General features: G+C 72.5%; 18 protein-coding genes and 1 tRNA gene. 8 read left to right on the top strand and 11 right to left on the bottom strand.

Going from position 1 to position 16,964, the window contains the following annotated elements; translation table 11 throughout:
* The 3 genes from ACNJ93_RS27890 to ACNJ93_RS27880 all read right to left on the bottom strand — a co-directional run bounded on the left by ACNJ93_RS27890 (position 1) and on the right by ACNJ93_RS27880 (position 3,811).
* On the bottom strand, positions 1–1,266 hold the full coding sequence (locus ACNJ93_RS27890) for an acyltransferase family protein (protein WP_418960210.1): 1,266 nt from the start codon (positions 1,264–1,266) through the stop codon (positions 1–3).
* Between the two features lie 2 nt (positions 1,267–1,268).
* Positions 1,269–3,344 (bottom strand): bifunctional polysaccharide deacetylase/glycosyltransferase family 2 protein, encoded by a 2,076-nt coding sequence (locus tag ACNJ93_RS27885; RefSeq protein WP_418961553.1) that lies wholly within the window; start codon positions 3,342–3,344, stop codon positions 1,269–1,271.
* 230 nt (positions 3,345–3,574) lie between these two features.
* Positions 3,575–3,811 carry a hypothetical protein gene (locus ACNJ93_RS27880; protein ID WP_418960209.1) on the bottom strand — a complete coding sequence of 79 codons (237 nt, stop codon included), beginning with the start codon at positions 3,809–3,811 and terminating at the stop codon, positions 3,575–3,577.
* A gap of 351 nt (positions 3,812–4,162) precedes the next feature.
* Between ACNJ93_RS27880 and ACNJ93_RS27875 the strand changes: the two genes are divergently transcribed.
* Positions 4,163–5,113: a glycoside hydrolase family 16 protein gene (locus ACNJ93_RS27875; protein ID WP_418960208.1), complete on the top strand. Its 951-nt coding sequence runs from the start codon at positions 4,163–4,165 to the stop codon at positions 5,111–5,113.
* Positions 5,114–5,257: 144 nt separating this feature from the next.
* Positions 5,258–5,620, top strand: a complete 363-nt coding sequence (locus tag ACNJ93_RS27870; RefSeq protein ID WP_418960207.1) for a hypothetical protein — start codon at positions 5,258–5,260, stop codon at positions 5,618–5,620.
* Between the two features lie 81 nt (positions 5,621–5,701).
* Here the strand turns inward: ACNJ93_RS27870 and ACNJ93_RS27865 are convergent.
* Positions 5,702–5,775 (bottom strand) — tRNA-Pro (locus ACNJ93_RS27865).
* A 232-nt stretch (positions 5,776–6,007) separates the two neighbouring features.
* On the opposite strand from ACNJ93_RS27865, the gene ACNJ93_RS27860 reads away from it, so the two are divergent.
* Positions 6,008–6,376, top strand: coding sequence for a DUF309 domain-containing protein (locus ACNJ93_RS27860; protein WP_418960206.1), 369 nt, complete (start codon positions 6,008–6,010; stop codon positions 6,374–6,376).
* Here the strand turns inward: ACNJ93_RS27860 and ACNJ93_RS27855 are convergent.
* From ACNJ93_RS27855 to ACNJ93_RS27825, 7 genes are all read right to left on the bottom strand, one after another.
* Positions 6,373–7,008, bottom strand: a complete 636-nt coding sequence (locus ACNJ93_RS27855) for a LutC/YkgG family protein (RefSeq protein ID WP_418960205.1) — start codon at positions 7,006–7,008, stop codon at positions 6,373–6,375. The genes ACNJ93_RS27860 and ACNJ93_RS27855 overlap by 4 nt on opposite strands.
* Positions 7,005–8,417, bottom strand: coding sequence for a lactate utilization protein B (locus ACNJ93_RS27850; protein WP_418960204.1), 1,413 nt, complete (start codon positions 8,415–8,417; stop codon positions 7,005–7,007). The genes ACNJ93_RS27855 and ACNJ93_RS27850 overlap by 4 nt, the downstream gene beginning before the upstream one ends.
* Positions 8,414–9,130: a (Fe-S)-binding protein gene (locus ACNJ93_RS27845; RefSeq protein WP_418960203.1), complete on the bottom strand. Its 717-nt coding sequence runs from the start codon at positions 9,128–9,130 to the stop codon at positions 8,414–8,416. The genes ACNJ93_RS27850 and ACNJ93_RS27845 overlap by 4 nt, the downstream gene beginning before the upstream one ends.
* Before the next feature lie 40 nt (positions 9,131–9,170).
* Positions 9,171–10,424: a cytochrome P450 gene (locus ACNJ93_RS27840; RefSeq protein ID WP_418960202.1), complete on the bottom strand. Its 1,254-nt coding sequence runs from the start codon at positions 10,422–10,424 to the stop codon at positions 9,171–9,173.
* Between the two features lie 450 nt (positions 10,425–10,874).
* The gene (locus tag ACNJ93_RS27835; protein ID WP_418960201.1) at positions 10,875–11,708 is read right to left on the bottom strand and encodes a class II glutamine amidotransferase; all 834 of its coding nucleotides are present in this window, start codon (positions 11,706–11,708) and stop codon (positions 10,875–10,877) included.
* Positions 11,709–12,042: 334 nt separating this feature from the next.
* A complete protein-coding gene (locus ACNJ93_RS27830) occupies positions 12,043–12,957 on the bottom strand; it encodes an NAD-dependent protein deacetylase (RefSeq protein WP_418960200.1) in 915 nt (304 codons plus the stop codon).
* A 209-nt stretch (positions 12,958–13,166) separates the two neighbouring features.
* The gene (locus ACNJ93_RS27825) at positions 13,167–13,472 is read right to left on the bottom strand and encodes a DUF6355 family natural product biosynthesis protein (RefSeq protein WP_418960199.1); all 306 of its coding nucleotides are present in this window, start codon (positions 13,470–13,472) and stop codon (positions 13,167–13,169) included.
* 208 nt (positions 13,473–13,680) lie between these two features.
* On the opposite strand from ACNJ93_RS27825, the gene ACNJ93_RS27820 reads away from it, so the two are divergent.
* The 5 genes from ACNJ93_RS27820 (at position 13,681) to ACNJ93_RS27800 (ending at position 16,954) form a co-directional block, all read left to right on the top strand.
* Positions 13,681–14,088 carry a VOC family protein gene (locus ACNJ93_RS27820; protein ID WP_418960198.1) on the top strand — a complete coding sequence of 136 codons (408 nt, stop codon included), beginning with the start codon at positions 13,681–13,683 and terminating at the stop codon, positions 14,086–14,088.
* A gap of 119 nt (positions 14,089–14,207) precedes the next feature.
* Positions 14,208–14,471 (top strand): hypothetical protein, encoded by a 264-nt coding sequence (locus ACNJ93_RS27815; protein ID WP_418960197.1) that lies wholly within the window; start codon positions 14,208–14,210, stop codon positions 14,469–14,471.
* A 112-nt stretch (positions 14,472–14,583) separates the two neighbouring features.
* The gene (locus ACNJ93_RS27810) at positions 14,584–15,672 is read left to right on the top strand and encodes a PP2C family protein-serine/threonine phosphatase (RefSeq protein ID WP_418960196.1); all 1,089 of its coding nucleotides are present in this window, start codon (positions 14,584–14,586) and stop codon (positions 15,670–15,672) included.
* A 62-nt stretch (positions 15,673–15,734) separates the two neighbouring features.
* Positions 15,735–16,526 carry a hypothetical protein gene (locus tag ACNJ93_RS27805; protein WP_418960195.1) on the top strand — a complete coding sequence of 264 codons (792 nt, stop codon included), beginning with the start codon at positions 15,735–15,737 and terminating at the stop codon, positions 16,524–16,526.
* A 74-nt stretch (positions 16,527–16,600) separates the two neighbouring features.
* On the top strand, positions 16,601–16,954 hold the full coding sequence (locus ACNJ93_RS27800; protein ID WP_418960194.1) for a hypothetical protein: 354 nt from the start codon (positions 16,601–16,603) through the stop codon (positions 16,952–16,954).
* The last annotated feature ends 10 nt before the right edge of the window (positions 16,955–16,964 follow it).

Raw genomic sequence — 16,964 nt, 5'->3', positions numbered from 1 at the left:
TCATGCGCCGGCCCGGCGCCGGCCCCGCACGCGGCGCGGGTACGGGAAGAGCCGCGGAGAGCGCTTCGCGGCGACGTCCTCGACCCAGCCGAAGGTCAGCACCAGCAGCCCGGTCAGGGGGACCGCCACCATCAGCGGGAACCACTGGCTGCTCAGCAGCCACCGGAAGTGCTCGTAGAAGAAGCCGACGGACCAGAGGGGGTCGATCAGCGGGATGGCGGCCACCAGCGCGGTCTGGTGCCAGAGATAGACGCTGACGGCGCGTGCGTTGAGCAGAGTGATCAGGCCGTTCCAGCGTTCCAGCGGCCGGGGCCACCGCTCCCAGGAGGGGCTGATGTGCAGCAGGAGGGCGACGAAGCCGAAGGACCACAGGGCCTGGGCGACCGGCCAGCTCTCGATGTCGGTGTGGACGGTCGGGTCGACCGGCCGGGTCTGGAGGTACCACCAGCCGGCCACCATGATCAGCGGCGCGACGGACGGCACGACGTACTGCGGGATCTTCCTGAGCAGACCCTCCTGGTGCGCCATGCCGAGGATCCAGCAGGAGCCGAAGGTGGCGAAGTCGCTGGTGTTCTCCCAGACCCGGCCGTAGAGGAACTCCTGGTCGATGAAGAAAGTGTTCAGGACGATCGCCAGGGCGAGGGGCGCGGACAGCGTCACCACCGGCCTCCGCCGCAGCGCCCACAGCAGCAGCGGTGACAGCAGCACGAACCAGAGGTACGCGCGGAGGTACCAGAGCGGGACGACGATCTGCACGGCCCAGCCCTGCCCCACCAGGTGGTCGAAGCCGTTCAGCGCTTCGGCGTACGGCGGAGTGCTCAGCGGCAGGATCCAGAACAGCAGCTTGCCCCACCACCATGCGGGGTGCCCCTCGGCGTCGGGCCCGTCGCCGTCGAGGATCTGGGCGGTGACCACGATCGCGCCGAACAGCCACAGCGGCGGCAGCAGGCGGCGCAGGCGCCCCCGGATGACGCCGAGGGCCGGCCGGCTGAGCGAACGGGCCATCAGCGACCCGGCCAGCGCGAACATCACGCCCATCGACGGGAAGACGAGCGGCAGCCAGAACCAGCCGAAGTTGTGGTAGAGCACCACGCGACCCAGCGCCAGGGCGCGCAGCAGGTCGAGATAGCGGTCCCGGCCGCCCTTGGACCCGGCCGGCGCCGTCGGGCCGGGCTCCGCCTCGCGCGCCGGTTCCCGTCGCGGAGCGGCGGGGACGCGCAGCCGGAGGGTGTCGTGGGTGCCCACGGACTCGAAGGACGCGGTCATGGTCAGGCCTCCACCGGTGCGGCGACCTCGCCGGTGCGCCGGAGCTTCTGCCAGCGCAGCCGGCCACCGGTCAGCGCCGTGATCGTGGACTGCAGCAGGACGATGTACATCAGCTGCCGATAGACCAGCTGCTGGATCGGCAGGCTGATCAGATGCAGGGGCTTCTCGCCGTCGAGCCGGAAGGCGTACCACGACAGCAGGGCCTGGAGCAGGATGAAGCCGCCCCAGCTGGCAAGGGTGACCGGGGCGTTCGCGAACAGCACGCCGTACAGCAGGAACATGTCGACCAGCGGCGCGAGCAGCGGGGCGACCACGCCGAACATCACGACGAGCGGCAGCCCGAGCCGGCCGAAGCGTCCGGCCGGGCCGCGGGAGGTCACGGCGCGGCGGTGCTTCCACATCGCCTGCATGCTGCCGTAGCTCCAGCGGTACCGCTGGGACCAGAGCTGCTGGAGGCTGGCGGGGGCCTCGGTCCAGGCGCGGGCGCGCTCGGCGTAGACGATGCGCCAGCCGTCGCAGAGCACCGCCATGGTGATGTCGGTGTCCTCGGCGAGGGTGTCGTCGCTCATCCCGCCGACCCGCCGCAGGGCCTCCTTGCGGAAGGCGCCGACCGCGCCGGGGATGGTCGGGATGACGTTGAGCATGTCGTACATCCGGCGGTCCAGGTTGTGGCCGAGGACGTACTCGATGTGCTGCCAGGCGCCGATCAGGCTGTCGCGGTTGCCGACCTTGGCGTTGCCCGCGACCGCGCCGATCGTCCCGTCGCCGAACGGCTGGACCAGCTCGCGCACGGTGGACGGCTCGAAGACGGTGTCGCCGTCCATCATCACGACGATGTCGTGGGACGCGGCCGCGATACCGGTGTTGAGCGCGCTGGACTTGCCGCCGTTGGCCTGGCGGATCAGCCGGACGAACGGCAGGGCCATCACCTCGACGATGTCCGCCGTGCCGTCCGTGGAGCCGTCGTCGATGACGACGACCTCGATCGGATGGTCACTGGAGGCCAGCGAGTTGAGGGTGTTCGCGATGCACTCGCGTTCGTTGTAGGCCGGGACGAGGACGGTGACCGGCTCGGTGACGGGCGGCCCCCACGCGTCCCGTCGCCGGGAGCGGCGGGCGTGGAGCGGTGCGAGGACGAGCATCAGCGCGAACCGGCCGAAGTTGAGGAAGCCGACGACCGCCAGCAGCGCGACCAGGACCGGCAGGGTGAGCACGGCGGCCTGACTGGCCCAGATGAACACCTTGCCCGCCCACAGCCGGTGGCCGTGCACCAGCACGTTGGCATCGGTGGCGCCGAGCGCCTCGGAGACGGTGGCGAAGCGGTAGCCCTCGCCCTGGAGCTTGTCGATGATCCGCTCGAGCGCGGCGAGGGTCTCGGTACGGTCGCCGCCCGCGTCGTGCAGCAGGACCAGCGCGCCCGCGCCGGGCTTGCGCGGCATCGCCGCCTCGACGATCGCGTCGACGCCGGGACGCCTCCAGTCGTCGGTGTCGCGGTCGATGAAGGCGGTGAGGTAGCCGCGGGAGCCCACGTACTTGATCACCGGGTAGTTCCAGTCGTCGAGCGCCGACGCGTCGGAGGAGTACGGCGGGCGGAACAGCGCGCTGTGGATGCCCGCGACTCCGGCCAGCGCCAGTTGCGTCTGCGCCAGCTCCCAGCTGATCCGTGTCTCGGACTGGTACACGAGGTCGGGGTGGGTGAAGGTGTGCACGCCGATCTCGTGGCCGGCGGCGACGATCTGCCGGATCAGCTCCGGGTGGCGCGTGGTCATCGCGCCGGTCACGAAGAAGACCGCGTGGACGTCGCGGGCCGCGAGCACGTCCAGGATCTTCGGGGTCCACTCCGGCGAGGGGCCGTCGTCGAAACTCAGGATCACGGTGCGATCGGGGACCCGATAGCTCACCGGGCGCTCGTTCTTGTCGCCGCGCGCGTCGATGATCGGGCCGCCCTTGAGCAGGGTCTCCGGCACGGTCGTCTTGTCGACCGAGGTCGCGATCCGGGCATCGTGGAACGCCTCGTTGGTGGCCAGGCCGCGGAGGACGAGGAGCGCGAGCAGGCAGGCCAGCAGGGACAGCGGCATGACGAAGCGCAGCGGCGGCGCAGCCAGTCGGCGCGGTCTCAGCAGGGACTGCCGACGACGCTGGTGGCGGGACAAGGGCGCTCCTGGAGACGGTGGTGCGGACGATCAGGCACGCTCGGCCGGCCCGCAGCGCTGCTCCGGGCGACACGACGGTCGCGGTGTGCCAGGGAATGTCACGGTGTTCGGCATGACGGCCGGACTTCTCGGGTGGGGTGTCGAGACCGCGCCTTCTAGGGCCAGAAGGGAGGCAGGGGTCCCCCGGTGGGCAAGTACGCGGGCTTCGGGGGAATCTCCATCGCCGGGGCGTCCGACTGCATGCCGAGCAGGCTGCCGCCCATGGCGGCCGCCAGGATCGCGCCGACCACGGAGACCGGCCAGCCGAAGCGCCGGAACAGCCGGCTGCGCAGACCCGACTGGTCGACGAACACCGGTGCCGGATCAGACTCCTGGGGACTGGATTCAGACACGCCGGACCGTGCCGGGTATGCCGGTTCACGCCCGAGGAATGGGGAGGCTTGGCGCATCTCGTGTGGCCTTTTTGTGCAGAAACGTAGGCGGCTGAAGCGTAGAGCGAACCGTATCGGACATCCCTGATCAGTTGGCGTGAGATATCCGCTTTTGACATGCTCTGATCGAATGTCGTAACCGGATCGGTATGTCGACGGGAGCGTCCCGACCCCTGAGCGGCCGGGTCGGGCACACGCCGCAGGATGGCCGAAACCCTTCGCTAGGATGACGCCTCACTTCATGTGATCAGCGCTCGACCCCCCTGCGAGGGGCGCGCCCAGCCATCGCCGCTACGCCCCCAAGGAGCCTGCGTGAGCCAGCCCCGCCGCATCTCTCGTCGCCGCGCGTGGACGGCGCTCACGCTGCCCGCCCTCCTGTGCGTACTCGCCGCGTGTTCCGCCGACCCCGCGGCCGGCGGGAACACCGACGCCGCCGGGCCCGCGCGGGACGCCTCGCCGACGCCCACCGGACCGCCGGGCACCCTGTTCGACGATTTCGCCTACACCGGCGCCGACGACCCCTCGCTCGCCGCGCACGGCTGGGCGATCCGTACCGGCGGGGGCGGCCCGGGGATCAAGAGCACCTGGAGCGCCGACGGCGCCGCCTTCCCCTCCGATCCGACGGCCGAGGGGGGCAAGGTCCTCCGACTGCGCTCGTCCACGGACGGCACCGCGCAGGGCACCACACAGGCCGAGGTCCACACCACGAGCCGGAACTTCTTCACGGGAACCTACGCCGCCCGGGTCCACTTCAGCGACAAGCCCACGAGCGGACGCGACGGCGACCACGTCGTCCAGACCTTCTTCCCGATCTCGCCCTCGGACTCCTCGGAGAACTACAGCGAACTCGACTTCGAGTACCTGCCGAACGGCGGCTGGGGTTCGAAGGGTCCGCAGCTCGACAACGTCAGCTGGTACAAGGCCGACCCGCCGGACCGGGTCCACAACACCCTCGAACGGCGCCTCGCGGGCTGGCACACCCTGATGATCACCGCCATGGACGGAAAGGTCACCTACTCCCTGGACGGCAAGGACCTGTTCACCAGCTCCGGCAAGTACGTCCCGCGCGAGCAGATGGACATCCACTTCAGCAACTGGCTCATCGACCTTCCCTTCGCGGGCGGCCCGCGCACCTGGGACATGAAGGTCGACTGGGTCTACTACAAGGCCGACGAGGCCGTATCGCCGACGGACGTCCAGAAGACGGTGGCCGGCTTCCACAGCACCGGCACCGACTACATCGACACCGTCCCGAAGCCCTGACCCACCCGCGGAGCGCACCTCGACCCGGCCGAAGTCCCCGGGCCGTCCTCCGGCCAGGGTGTCGTGCGCAGGTGCTCCGAGTACCGTGATCCTGTGGATCAGGAGACGAGCTTCCCACCCCGCCCACTCCGAGGGGTGCGTGCCGTGTACGCCCGGCAGGCGGGGTGCCCGTCGGACTTCGCGGACGTCACCGTGGACTTCGAGCCGTGGGAAGAGGGCGTCGCCTTCGAAACGCCTGCCGACCTGGCCGTCCGCGGTGACGCGACCCCGGAGGAGGCGGCCGAGTTCCAGGCCGCGGTCGCCGACGGCATACGCCTGGAGCTGGCCGCGTTGGAGACCGGGACCACGGTGGCGGTGGCCGTCGTTCTTCGCGCCATGGGAATCCACGCGGTGGACTCCCACCCGAGGGCGTTCCACCACGCAGGGCGGCTCGCCGTCCGCAACGCCCTCGCCCTCATCCACCCCCCGGCCAGGCCCAAAAGACGACGCCCGTCGCCGCGGAGCTGAGCGAAGGGGCACCGGCCCCAGAACGAGCTCGAGGCCGTATCGGATGCTTCCGATACGGCCTCTGACCTGCCTAAACGCAAGTCGGGACGACAGGATTTGAACCTGCGACCCCTTGACCCCCAGTCAAGTGCGCTACCAAGCTGCGCCACGTCCCGGTGCTCGTGCTCGTCGGGTTTCCCCGGCGGCTGCGTGCAGGAGAACATTACCGCACTTCGCGTTCGGGCACGTCGCAGGGGTGCGGGGGACAATGGGGGTGTGAGTGGAGAGCCGGTGGGCGGGCGTCGGGACCGAGACGCGGAGGGGCGGGCGCGCAGTGCGCGGCCCCGGGACGGGCTGGGGCGGCCGTTGCCGTACGGGGCCGAGGGCGTCGCCCGGCAGCCCGAGGGGGTGAGTCGTACGCCGGCGCAGACCGTGCGGGAGGCGCAGCGGCTGCTGGACGCGGGGATGCCGTTCCACGCGCACGAGGTGTTCGAGGACGCGTGGAAGTCCGGGCCCGCCGGTGAGCGGGACCTGTGGCAGGGGCTGGCGCAGCTCGCCGTGGGGCTGACGCACGCGGCGCGCGGCAACGCGACGGGCGGGGCCCGGCTGCTGCGGCGCGGTGCGGAGCGGATCGCGGGGTGGCCGGAGGCCCGGCCGTACGGGATCGACCTCCGCGGACTCGCCTCGTGGGCGCGGGAGTTGGCCGAGCGGGTGGACGGCGAGGCGGCCGTGGACGCGGCCGCAGAGGCCCCGCGGCTGCGGGGCGACCTGCCCTAGTCCTCCTGGAGCAGGACGACTTCCAGGGTTCTGGGGCCGTGCACGCCTTCTACCCGGTCGAGTTCGATGTCGCTGGTGGCGGACGGGCCGGAGATCCACGTCAGGGGGCGGGTCGGGTCGAGGCGCGGCAGGGCCTGGGGGACGGAGGCGACCAGTTGGGCCGGAGTGCGTACGACGCAGATGTGGTGGTCCGGGATCAGCGTGATGCGGCGCCGGCCCTGGTCCGGGCCGCCGTCGAGGACGAGCGTGCCGGTCTCGGCGATCGCCAGCGCGCAGCCGGTGACCACGCTGTCCGCCGCGTCCAGCTGGGCGGGAGTGGTGGCGGACCGGTCGTGGATCCTCGTCGCGTCGACGGCCGCCAGCCAGTGCGGCGGGAGGGCCGGGGGAACCAGGATGTTCTGCGCCCCGCGTGCGGCGAGCAGGCGCATGAGCAGGTCGCTGATCCCCGCCTCGTCCGTGCGGTGCACCACCGCGCGGTACTCCGTCAGGTTGCGGTGCAGAAGGTCGACGAGGGCCGCCGGGTCGTCTTCCGGTACGTGGGCGGGCAGGTACGAGCGGTCAGGCTCCGGGGCCGGGGGCGCGTCGGCCACCGCGGCACGGATGCGGGCCAGGATGCGGTCGCGGCTGCTCATGTGCGGTTCCTCTTCCACCAGTCCCGGAAGGACTCCGCCGGCACTTCCGGCAGTTCGCGGCTGTCGGTCCAGGCCGAGGCCCCCGGCAGCCGCTTCGGGTGCAGCCGGCGGGTGCGCGTCGCGAGACGCTCGACGGCGGCCAGGGCCCCGGGGCTGTTCAGGACCGCGCCCGCCGCCTTCATCGCCGCGCGCTCCAGGCGGTGGCCGCCCCCCTCGGCGACGCGTTCGCGCAGGTGCACGAGGACCTCGGGGATGTCGATGGCCACCGGGCAGACCTCGTAGCACGCGCCGCACAACGAGGAGGCGTACGGCAGGGAGGCGTCGATCTCGCTCTCGGTGCCCCGCAGTTGGGGGCTGAGGATCGCGCCGATGGGGCCGGGGTAGACCGAGCCGTACGCGTGGCCCCCGGCCCGCTCGTACACCGGGCAGACGTTGAGGCAGGCGGAGCAGCGGATGCAGCGCAGCGCCTGGCGGCCGACCTCGTCGGCGAGGGTGGCGGTGCGGCCGTTGTCGAGGAGGACGAGGTGGAAGTTCGTCGGTCCGTCCCCGTCGGTGGTGCCCGTCCACATGGTGGTGTACGGGTTCATCCGCTCGGCCGTCGAGGAGCGCGGGAGGGTCTGGAGGAAGACTTCCAGGTCCCGCCAGGTGGGGATCGTCTTCTCGATGCCGACGACGGAGATCAGGGTCTCGGGCAGCGTGAGGCACATCCGGCCGTTGCCCTCCGACTCCAGGACGACGAGGGTGCCGGTCTCGGCGACCATGAAGTTCGCCCCGGAGACGGCGACCTTGGCGCGGAGGAACTTCTCCCTCAGGTGCAGCCGGGCCGCTTCGGCGAGGTCGGCGGGCGTGTCGGTGAGGCCGTCGGGGGCGGGGCGGCCCCACCGCCCCATCTCGGCCCGGAAGATGTCGCGGATCTCGCCGCGGTTGCGGTGGATGGCGGGCACGAGGATGTGCGAGGGGCGGTCGTGGCCCAACTGGACGATGAGCTCGGCGAGATCGGTCTCGTACGCGGCGATGCCCGCGGCTTCCAGGGCCTCGTTGAGGCCGATCTCCTGCGTGGCCATCGACTTGACCTTGACGACCTCGGTCTCGCCGGTGGCCCGGACGAGGCCGGTGACGATCCGGTTCGCCTCGTCGGCGTCGGCCGCCCAGTGCACGGTGCCGCCTGCGGCGGTCACCGCCGCCTCCAACTGCACGAGGTGGCGGTCGAGATGGCGCAGGGTGTGGTCCTTGATCCGCCGGCCCGCCTCGCGCAGGCGGTCCCAGTCGGCGAGTTCGGCGACCGCCGCGGCGCGCTTGTCGCGGATGGTGTGCGTGGCGTGCCGCAGGTTGGCGCGCAGGGTCGCGTCGCCGACGGCGGCCTTCGCCGCGACGGGAAACGCGGGCATGCCGAGGAAGGTTCCGCTCATCGCCAGGGCTCCGTCTCCGTGCTCGCGAGGATCTCGGCCAGGTGGAGGGCGCGCAGCGGCGCGTCCTGGCGGCGCAGGAGGCCGCCGAGGTGCATCAGGCAGGAGTTGTCCGCGCCGCACAGCACCTCCGCCCCGGTGCCGGCGGCGTGGGCGAGCTTGTCGCGGCCCATGGCGGCGGACACCGCGGGGTTCTTCACGGCGAAGGTCCCGCCGAAGCCGCAGCATTCCTCCGCGCCGGGCAGTTCCACCAGGTCCAGGCCCTTGACCGCGCGCAGGAGGCGGAGCGGCCGGTCGCCGAGGCCGAGCAGGCGCAGGCCGTGGCAGGAGGGGTGGTACGTGACGGTGTGCGGGAAGTACGCGCCGACGTCGGTCACCCCCAGGACGTCCACCAGGAACTCGGTCAGCTCGTACACGCGGGGCCCGAGGGCGGCCGCCTCGGGGCCGAAGCCGGAGTAGTGGGCCCGGACCATGGCGGCGCAGGACCCGGAGGGCGTGACGACGTGCTCGTACCCCTGGAACGCCTCGGCGAGACGCCGGGCGAGCGGCGCGGCCTGCTCGCTGTATCCCGTGTTGTACTGCGGCTGGCCGCAGCAGGTCTGGCCGGCCGGGAAGTCGACCTCGACCCCCAGCCGTTCCAGGATGCGGACGGTGGCCACCCCCGTGGCGGGATACAGCGCGTCGTTGACGCAGGTGACGAAGAGTGCGGCACGCATGGGCGCAGGATACGCCCGGGTGGCCTCACCGCCGCGGGTCTCACCAGGCGAGAGGGAGTTCCTGGGGCGAGCGATGGATCAACGTCGGCCGCATCACCACTTCTCCCTCCGCCAGCCGCAGTCCGGGCAGTCGGCGGCTGAACAGTTCGAGGGTGAGGCGGAGTTGGCCCCGGGCCAGCTGGGAGCCGGGGCAGCCGTGGGCGCCGTGACCGAAGGCGATGTGCCGGGACGGCGGACGGGTGATGTCGAAGACGTCGGGGTCGGCGTGGCGGGCCTCGTCGCGGTTGGCGGAACCGTACGCGACGAACACCGTGGCACCGGCGGGCAGTTCGGTGCCGGCGAGGTTGACGGGGCGGGTCGTGGTGCGGCGGAACCCCTGGACGGCGGTGTCGAAGCGGGCGGCCTCCTCCACCGCCCCGGGTATCAGCTCGGGCCGCGCGCAGAGCAGCTTCCACTGCGCCGCGTCGTCGCGGAGCAGGTGGTAGAGGGTGGTCCCGATGAGGGCGGTGGTGGTGAGGTGGCCGGCGATGAGGAAGTTCTGCAGGTTGGAGACGAGTTCGGCCCGCTGGTCGTCGGTGAGCGGGGCGTCGCCGGGGGCGAGGGCGGCGACCATCGCGGAGCACAGGTCGTCGCGGGGTTCGGCGCGGCGGGCGCGGGCGTAGCGGTCGAGCAGGTGCTGCAGGGCGACGACGTCCTCGGCCGCGGCGACCTGCTCGGCCTCGCTCAAGGGGCGGAACAGCAGCTGTTCGGCGCGGTGGCCGCCGTGCACGGCGGCGGGCACGTCCGCCGGGTCGAAGCCGATGAGCCGGCCGATCACCGCGCCGGGGAGCCGGCGGGCGTACGAGGCCATCAGCTCGGTGCGGCCGTCGGCGGCGAAGCCGTCGAGCAGGGCCTCGGCCCGCGCGGCGGCGTACGGGAGCAGGGCGCCGACGCGCGAGGCGGAGAGCCCCCTGTTCAGCGGGGCGCGGTGGCGGCGGTGGGCGGGGCCGTCGGTGGAGACGACGGCGGGACGCTTGGGGAAGCCGCGGGCGAGCACGCCGAAGGCGGCGGGCGCGGGCATGACGTCGGGCCGCAGGGCCTGCGCGGAGGAGAAGTCGTCCGGTCGGAGCAGGACTTCGCGCACGTCGGCGTCGCGGGCGACGAGCCAGGCGTCCAGTTCGGGGACGAAGGTCAGTCCCTCGGTGCGGCGGGCGCGGGCGTAGAGGGGGTAGGGGTCGCGGTACAGGTCGTCGAGCCGCTGCTGCGGTGAGGACTGTTCCTGCGCTGCGGCTTGTTTCTGCGCTGCTGCGTCCACGCTCGCCTCCGGAGGGGAAGGTGCGGTGCCTGGCCGTGCGGTGCGGTGTGTGCCGTGGATTGCGGTGCGGCTCGGACATCGTGACCGGGGAGGGCCGGGCGTGACTACGGGCCGAAGGAGGAAGTTTCCACGACGATCGGCCCGCCGCGAGCCCGCAGGGGGGGTGTCACGAGGCGAGGCGGGTGACGGGAGCCCGGTCGGTGACGGAGACGCGGTCGGTGACGCAGGCGAGGCGAGGCCGCCGACGCGGCCGCCGCGGCGGTGGAGCAGCGGCTGTCCGACGCGTTCGGCCCTTAGGAGCGGGAACTGCTGCGGGCGTTGCTCGACCGTAGCGTGACGGCCCTGACGGACAATACCCCGGCGACGCGCGACGCCCACGAGGACCGCCCGGACACGCCCTCCGACGCGTGACCGCCCGCCCGGCCAGGCGTCTGTGCGGCCGAGGTGCCGTCAGGCGGCCGCGGGCGCGAAACGGTGCAACTCGTCGTCGCCGGGCTGGATGACGCCGTAGCTGTTCTCCGGCACCTCGTTCCAGGCGCCGGGCAGGTCGCCGAGCGGTTCGGAGACGACGAGGCGGGTCTCGTCGGAGACCTCGCGCAGAAACGCGAGGTCGGGGTGGAGCCGTCGCAGGGCGTCGACCCGGCTGCTGTAGAACAGCGAGCGAGAGGCGCGTGCGCTGGAGTAGCGGAACACCCAGACGCGCTCGCCGTCGGTGAGGGCGATCGTCATCTGCAGGGGGAACTCGACGCCGTGTTCCCGCCCGACGCGTTCCACGACGCCGGCCATCGTGGCGACGGCGGCGGGCGGATCCTGCTCCAGACCGAAGGTGAGGGTCAGGTAGAACATCACCTCGGAGTCGGTCGTGCCCTCCATGTCGGAGTAGAGGCCGGGGTCGACGAGCAGGCTGAGGTCACGGCGCATGCGGGGGAAGTCGGCGATCGCGCCGTTGTGCATGAACATCCAGCGGCCGTACCGGAAGGGGTGGCAGTTCGACTGCTGCACGGCCGTCCCGGTCGAGGCCCGGATGTGGGCGAAGAACAACGGGGACCGGACGTGCCCCGCCAGTTCCCGCAGGTTGCGGTTGCTCCAGGCGGGACCGACCTCCCGGAGCAGCGCCGGAGTGTCGTTGGCCGCCGAGTACCAGCCCACGCCGAACCCGTCGCCGTTGGTGGTCTCCACGCCGAGCTTGGAGTGCAGGCTCTGGTCGATCAGGGAGTGGGCGGGCTGATAGAGGATGGTGTCGAGCAGCACCGGCGTGCCCCAGTAGGCGAGCCATCGACACATGCGTCATCACCTGGGCCCCTGCCCGATCCACGGGTCTCGTCGACATCTCGTCCCAGCCCTCCCATTGTCGGTGCCCTCGCCACAGGTCGCCACATCAGCGGCTCCGGCAGCGACCGGTGGCGGGGGCACGTCCCGTCCCCCGTCAGACCTGACGGAACATCAGGGCCGTACCGAGGGCCGCTGCGGCCGGGACGAAGAGGTCCCCTCGGGCGGTCTCCCGCAGGGGCAGCCCGTTCTCCACGAGCAGCGCACGCACCCGCGTGACGTCGGGGACGCCAACCGCGCATGCGACGAGCGCCGGCAGTACGGGCGGCTCTGCGCCGGGACCGGGCGATTACGGGCGTGACCCGCTCGCCCTCGGGGCGGACTCCCCGTCGAGGCCCAGGTGGCCGGCGAGCTCCGAGAGGGCAGCGCCGAGGGGAAGGGCGATGCGGGTCTGGGCGTACTGGTCGCCTCGGGTGGCGTCCCGGTTGATGATCAGAACGGGTGTACCGGCCTCGGCGGCCTGACGGACGAACCGGAGCCCTGACATCACCGTCAGGGACGATCCGAGGACGAGCAGCGCCGACGCCTCCCTGACCAGCGCGCGGCAGTGCTCGACGCGCGCCGGGGGTACGGCCTCGCCGAAGAAGACCACATCGGGCTTGAGGATGCCGCCGCACACGGCGCAGGGAACGACGTGGAAGCCGGCGACCTGGTCGTCGGTGAGGTCGGCGTCGCCGTCGGGGTTGAGCGCGGCGGCGACCGGGGCGAAGCCCTGGTTGGCCTGCTCCAGCCGCTGCGCCAGCTCGCTGCGCGCGAGGGAGTCGCCGCAGGTCAGGCAGACGACGCGGCTGAGGCTTCCGTGGAGTTCCACGACGTCGGTGCTGCCGGCGGCCTGGTGGAGATTGTCGACGTTCTGGGTGATCACCCCCGCCACCAGGCCGTGTCTCTCGAAGGCGGCGACGGCCCGGTGGCCGGCGTTGGGGCGGGCGCGGCCGAAGGTGCGCCAGCCGAGGTGGGAACGCGCCCAGTACCGGCGGCGGGCCCGGGCGCTGCCGACGAACTCCTGGTACGTCATGGGGGTGTGCCGGCTCAGGCTGCCCCCCTCGCCCCGGTAGTCCGGGATGCCGGACTCCGTGGAGATCCCGGCCCCGCTCAGTACCACGACGCCCCCGGCGCGCAGCAGGACGGCGGCCGGTTCCAGGTCGGTGGTGGCCGGTGGCAGGTCGGCCGGCGGGGTCCAGCTCAACGTCGGACGCATGCGCATGACGTCAGGGTACGAAACCGGGGCCCCGGCCTCCCCCGGGCGACACCACCGGCCGCCGGCCCGTCACCCCGCGTCACACAAGCGGCGCGGGGCGCGTGCGCGTGCCGCCTGGGCCGTGCGCGTGCCGCCGGGACGTGCCCGGCGGCGAGCGAGCGACGGAGGCCGTCTGAGTGCAGCGCTCTCAGCGCGGCCTCCTCAGCACGACCCTCTCAGCACAGACGGCCGGCGTAGTAGGCCTTGACGATGGAGTCGCCCAGTCCGAGGTACAGGGTCTCGTTGGGTCCGACGCAGTGGTAGGTGTCGTCGACGTACCGCCGCTCGGCATGGACGAGCACCGTGCTGCCGTCGCTCGTGCAGTGCGTGTAGTAGTGCCTCACTCCCCACCAGATGCTGCTCTCCGACCAGTGCCCGCATCCGCCCGCCGCGGCGGGGCCGGCGGCGGCGAACAGGGCCGATCCGGCGAGGACCGCTCCTGCGGACAGGGTTCCGAGAACCCGCTTTGCTGACCGGAGCATGACATTCTCCTTGCTGTCTGGGTAGGGCGTCGTTGCCGGGGCCGGTCGGCGGCTCACCGGACGCTGGAGAACGTAGCCCGCCCTACGGCGAGCGGCCGCGGTGCGCCGCGGCTCGCGTCCGAAACCCGGGTGCCCCTGTCCGCTTTCCTGGGATGGACCGGCCAGCTCCGAGTTGTCTGCACGGGACTTGAGCGGGTAGGCGCAGCCCATGAGCGTTTCCAAGACCGGCGTCCTCGTCCTCGACAGCACCGACCCCGAGCCCCTCGCCCGCTTCTACGCCGCGCTGCTCGACGCCACCGTCGAGCCGAGCACCGACGGCTCCGACCTGTTCCTGCTCTCCGGCGCTGCCGGAGTCGTCCTCGGCGTCCACCGCGACCCCGGCCACGCACCGCCGAGCTGGCCCCGACCGGACGACTCCCAGCAGTCCCATCTGTGGATCCTCGTGGCGCCCGACGCGCTCGACGAGGCCGAGCGCGAAGCCGTCTCCCTGGGCGCGCGTCCGCTGACCGCCGAGCAGAACGGCACCCGGACGGACCGGCGCACCGACGTACGCCGCTACATGGACCCGGCCGGGCACACCTTCGTCCTGGCCCCCGCGCACGGCGTTTCGCCGTGACCGCGAGGGGCAGCCGCGCCCTGTGCCGCATCGGCCGCACGAAACGGCCCCCCGAACCGGCCGTACCCAGCGGCCCCTGAACCGGCCGCACGAACCCTCCGCACGAGGCAGGAGAGACCATGGCCCACCACGAGCGCCGCCGCACACTCCCCGCGAACACCCCGCCCCGGACCACGCCCTCCGAAGCCGTCGGCGAAAGCGGCGACGAGGAGGCGCGCCGGGAGGCCGAGGAGGCGGAACGAGGCCGCCGGGGCGACATCGACACCGACGACGAGGGACGCGGACGCAAGCGAGGTACGAGCGCCGAGCGCCGGGCACCTGGCCCCGTCCACGAGGAGCAGCGCCGCCCGCTCGGCCGGCGGGGCGACGCCGAGCAGGACTAGGACCTGCCGGGCCGGGGCCGGGACGCCGCCCTCGCGGGGGGACGGGCAGGCGGCCGGCTCCGGCTCTGCGCGTCAAAGCGTGGTGCCCACCTTAGGCCGATATTCTGGCGAAATGACCGAGTCTGGACGGCGGCGGCTGCCTCGGCGCTACGACCGGGGGACGCTCGTACGGCTGTCGCCGGTCATCCTGACGGCCGTGATCGCCGGACTGGCCTACGCCACTCCTCCGGAAATGGCCTTCAGCCGTCTCCTGCCCGCGGCGCCCGCCCTGGCCGCCGCCATGTGGCCGGTGCTCCCCACCGTCCTGCTCGGCACGGTCTGCCTCATGCTCATGATCGGCCTCAGCCTGGTCTTCCCCGGTCTGGGCACGTGGTGGACGGCCGCGGGGATCATCGCGGTCACGGTGGCGGCCGCGTACGGAAGCCACCTCCGGCTCCAGAGGGAGCGCACCCTCTTTCAGGTACGGCTCGTCGCCGACGCGGCGCAGCAGGTGGTGCTCAGCCCGATGCCACGCCGCTTCCGCAACGTCGAGATCGAGTCGCTGTACCTCGCGGCCGCGGCGGAGGCCCGCATCGGCGGCGACTTCTACGAGGTGGTCGACACGCCGTACGGGGTCCGGCTGCTCATCGGTGACGTGCGGGGCAAGGGCCTGCCGGCGGTCGGGGCGGCCGCGGCGATCGTCAACGCCTTCCGGGAGGCGGCGTACGGCGAGGCCGACCTGGCGGAGGTCGCGCGCCGGCTGGATGCCAGCAGCGCCCGCTACAACGCCGCCTTTCCTCCCGACGGGCCGATGGAGCGCTTCGCCACCGCGCTCGTCGCGGAGATCCCGCACGGGGGCGGACGCATCGACATCCTCAACTGCGGGCACCCGCCGCCCCTGCTCCTGAACGGCGGGACACTCCGCGCGCTCGAACCCTCCACCCCCTCGCCGCTCCTCAGCCTCGCGGAGCTGATCGGCGAGCACTACAGCGTCGACACCTTCGCCTTCTCCCCCGGCGACCTGCTGCTGGTCTACACCGACGGCATCATCGAGGCGCGCGGCCGGGACGGCGAGTTCTTCTCCCTGGCGGCTTGGATGCGCCGACAGCCCTCGACGCCGCCCCGCGACCTGCTCTCGGCGCTCCACCGCGACCTCCTCCGCTACAGCCGAGGCCGTCTGGACGACGACATCGCCGCCCTCGCCGTACGCCTGACGGACTGACGGGGTGACGGGGTGACGGGGTGACGAAGAAGCGGAGCCCTGACGTATGTGAAGCTCCGTCCATGGACTGGAGCAGCGAGACCCCTTCGTGGCAGGACGTCGTACAGGCCCTTCGGAAGGCCGCGGAGGCGGAGGAGAGCGTACGCGTGGGTGAGGGGCTGAGCGACGAGGAGTTGAACGGCTGGGGTGTTCCGATACCCGGACCGGTCCGGGAGATCTGCCGACGGGCCGGCGTGCTCCAGGTCGACGGCCACGGCGCGTTCGGAGCCGCGTACCCCGCCCGGGCCGTCGGCGGCGGGGCCGCGTGGCGGTGCGGCGAGCCCGGCTCGTACCGCGTCGTCCACACGAACGCGTGGGCGGAGACCTACTACGTGGACGTCGACCCGACGACGGGCGCGTGGGGCCCGGTGTACGCGTTCGGGGAGGCCCACGGCGCCGAGCTGGTCGCGCCGTCGCTCCCGCACTGGCTGGTGACCGTGGCGGGGCTGGTGCGGTACGCCGCGCGGGACGCGGAGCACTTCGACGACTTCTCCACGGCCTTCGGGAACTGGTTCTCCGGAGACTTCGCCGACGCCGGCGACGAGTTCCCCGAGGACGCCCCGGAGGCCCTGGCGCGCGCGGCCGAACCGGCGACCGCCGAGACCCTGACCGTCCACCACGCGCGCACCTCAGGCGATCCGGCGCTTGCGGACGCCGGCTCCCGACTCCCCGAGGGCGCCCTCCTGGCCGACCTCCGAGGGGCGTCCGGGCCCACGCGGATCCCGTTCGGCCGTCACCCCCAGTGGCCCGGTGGCACCCCCGCCTATCGCCGCTTCCACGGCGGCACGATCCTCGCCGCGGTCCCCCAGCCCTGACCGCCGGCGGCCGACGGGGGCCGAGGGGGGGCCGACGCGGGGCCCACGGGAGGCGGCCTGGGAACATGGTGGTCATGGACCACGCGTTGAAGATCCTGGAACGGGAGTTCCGTTCGGAGCCGGGGAGTTTCCTGCTGCGACTGCGGTGCGAGCTCGTCTGGGACCGGGGTTCCTTCTCCGAGCTGGAGAGGGCCATGCGCGCCGTCTGCGCAGGCATGCGGGAGGCCGAGGAGCTTCCCCGATGGCTGGCGGAGGGGTATTACCACGTGGCCACGGACGTTCCCTCGTGGACGGCGCACCCCGGCTTCCCCCGGCCGGAGCCCGCGGAGTACTACGCCGCGTGCATCGAGCGGCTGACGGATCTGGCGGACTGGTTCTTCCGCGGGGAGCACGTCTACATCGAGCCGCACACCTGGCCGGAGCTGTAGCGGTCCCAGG

Source organism: Streptomyces tritici (assembly GCF_048500665.1).
GTDB lineage: Bacteria > Actinomycetota > Actinomycetes > Streptomycetales > Streptomycetaceae > Streptomyces > Streptomyces tritici.
Note: the sequence above shows the minus strand (reverse complement) of the source record. Positions and strands in the feature narration are given on the sequence as shown.

Coding starts and splice junctions, on each gene's coding strand:
- ACNJ93_RS27890 (WP_418960210.1), bottom strand. CDS start 1,266: ATGACCGCGTCCTTCGAGTCCGTGGGCACCCACGACACCCTCCGGCTG.
- ACNJ93_RS27885 (WP_418961553.1), bottom strand. CDS start 3,344: ATGCCGCTGTCCCTGCTGGCCTGCCTGCTCGCGCTCCTCGTCCTCCGC.
- ACNJ93_RS27855 (WP_418960205.1), bottom strand. CDS start 7,008: ATGAGCAGCCGCGACCGCATCCTGGCCCGCATCCGTGCCGCGGTGGCC.
- ACNJ93_RS27850 (WP_418960204.1), bottom strand. CDS start 8,417: ATGAGCGGAACCTTCCTCGGCATGCCCGCGTTTCCCGTCGCGGCGAAG.
- ACNJ93_RS27845 (WP_418960203.1), bottom strand. CDS start 9,130: ATGCGTGCCGCACTCTTCGTCACCTGCGTCAACGACGCGCTGTATCCC.
- ACNJ93_RS27835 (WP_418960201.1), bottom strand. CDS start 11,708: ATGTGTCGATGGCTCGCCTACTGGGGCACGCCGGTGCTGCTCGACACC.
- ACNJ93_RS27830 (WP_418960200.1), bottom strand. CDS start 12,957: ATGCGCATGCGTCCGACGTTGAGCTGGACCCCGCCGGCCGACCTGCCA.
- ACNJ93_RS27825 (WP_418960199.1), bottom strand. CDS start 13,472: ATGCTCCGGTCAGCAAAGCGGGTTCTCGGAACCCTGTCCGCAGGAGCG.
- ACNJ93_RS27820 (WP_418960198.1), top strand. CDS start 13,681: ATGAGCGTTTCCAAGACCGGCGTCCTCGTCCTCGACAGCACCGACCCC.
- ACNJ93_RS27815 (WP_418960197.1), top strand. CDS start 14,208: ATGGCCCACCACGAGCGCCGCCGCACACTCCCCGCGAACACCCCGCCC.
- ACNJ93_RS27810 (WP_418960196.1), top strand. CDS start 14,584: ATGACCGAGTCTGGACGGCGGCGGCTGCCTCGGCGCTACGACCGGGGG.
- ACNJ93_RS27805 (WP_418960195.1), top strand. CDS start 15,735: ATGGACTGGAGCAGCGAGACCCCTTCGTGGCAGGACGTCGTACAGGCC.
- ACNJ93_RS27800 (WP_418960194.1), top strand. CDS start 16,601: ATGGACCACGCGTTGAAGATCCTGGAACGGGAGTTCCGTTCGGAGCCG.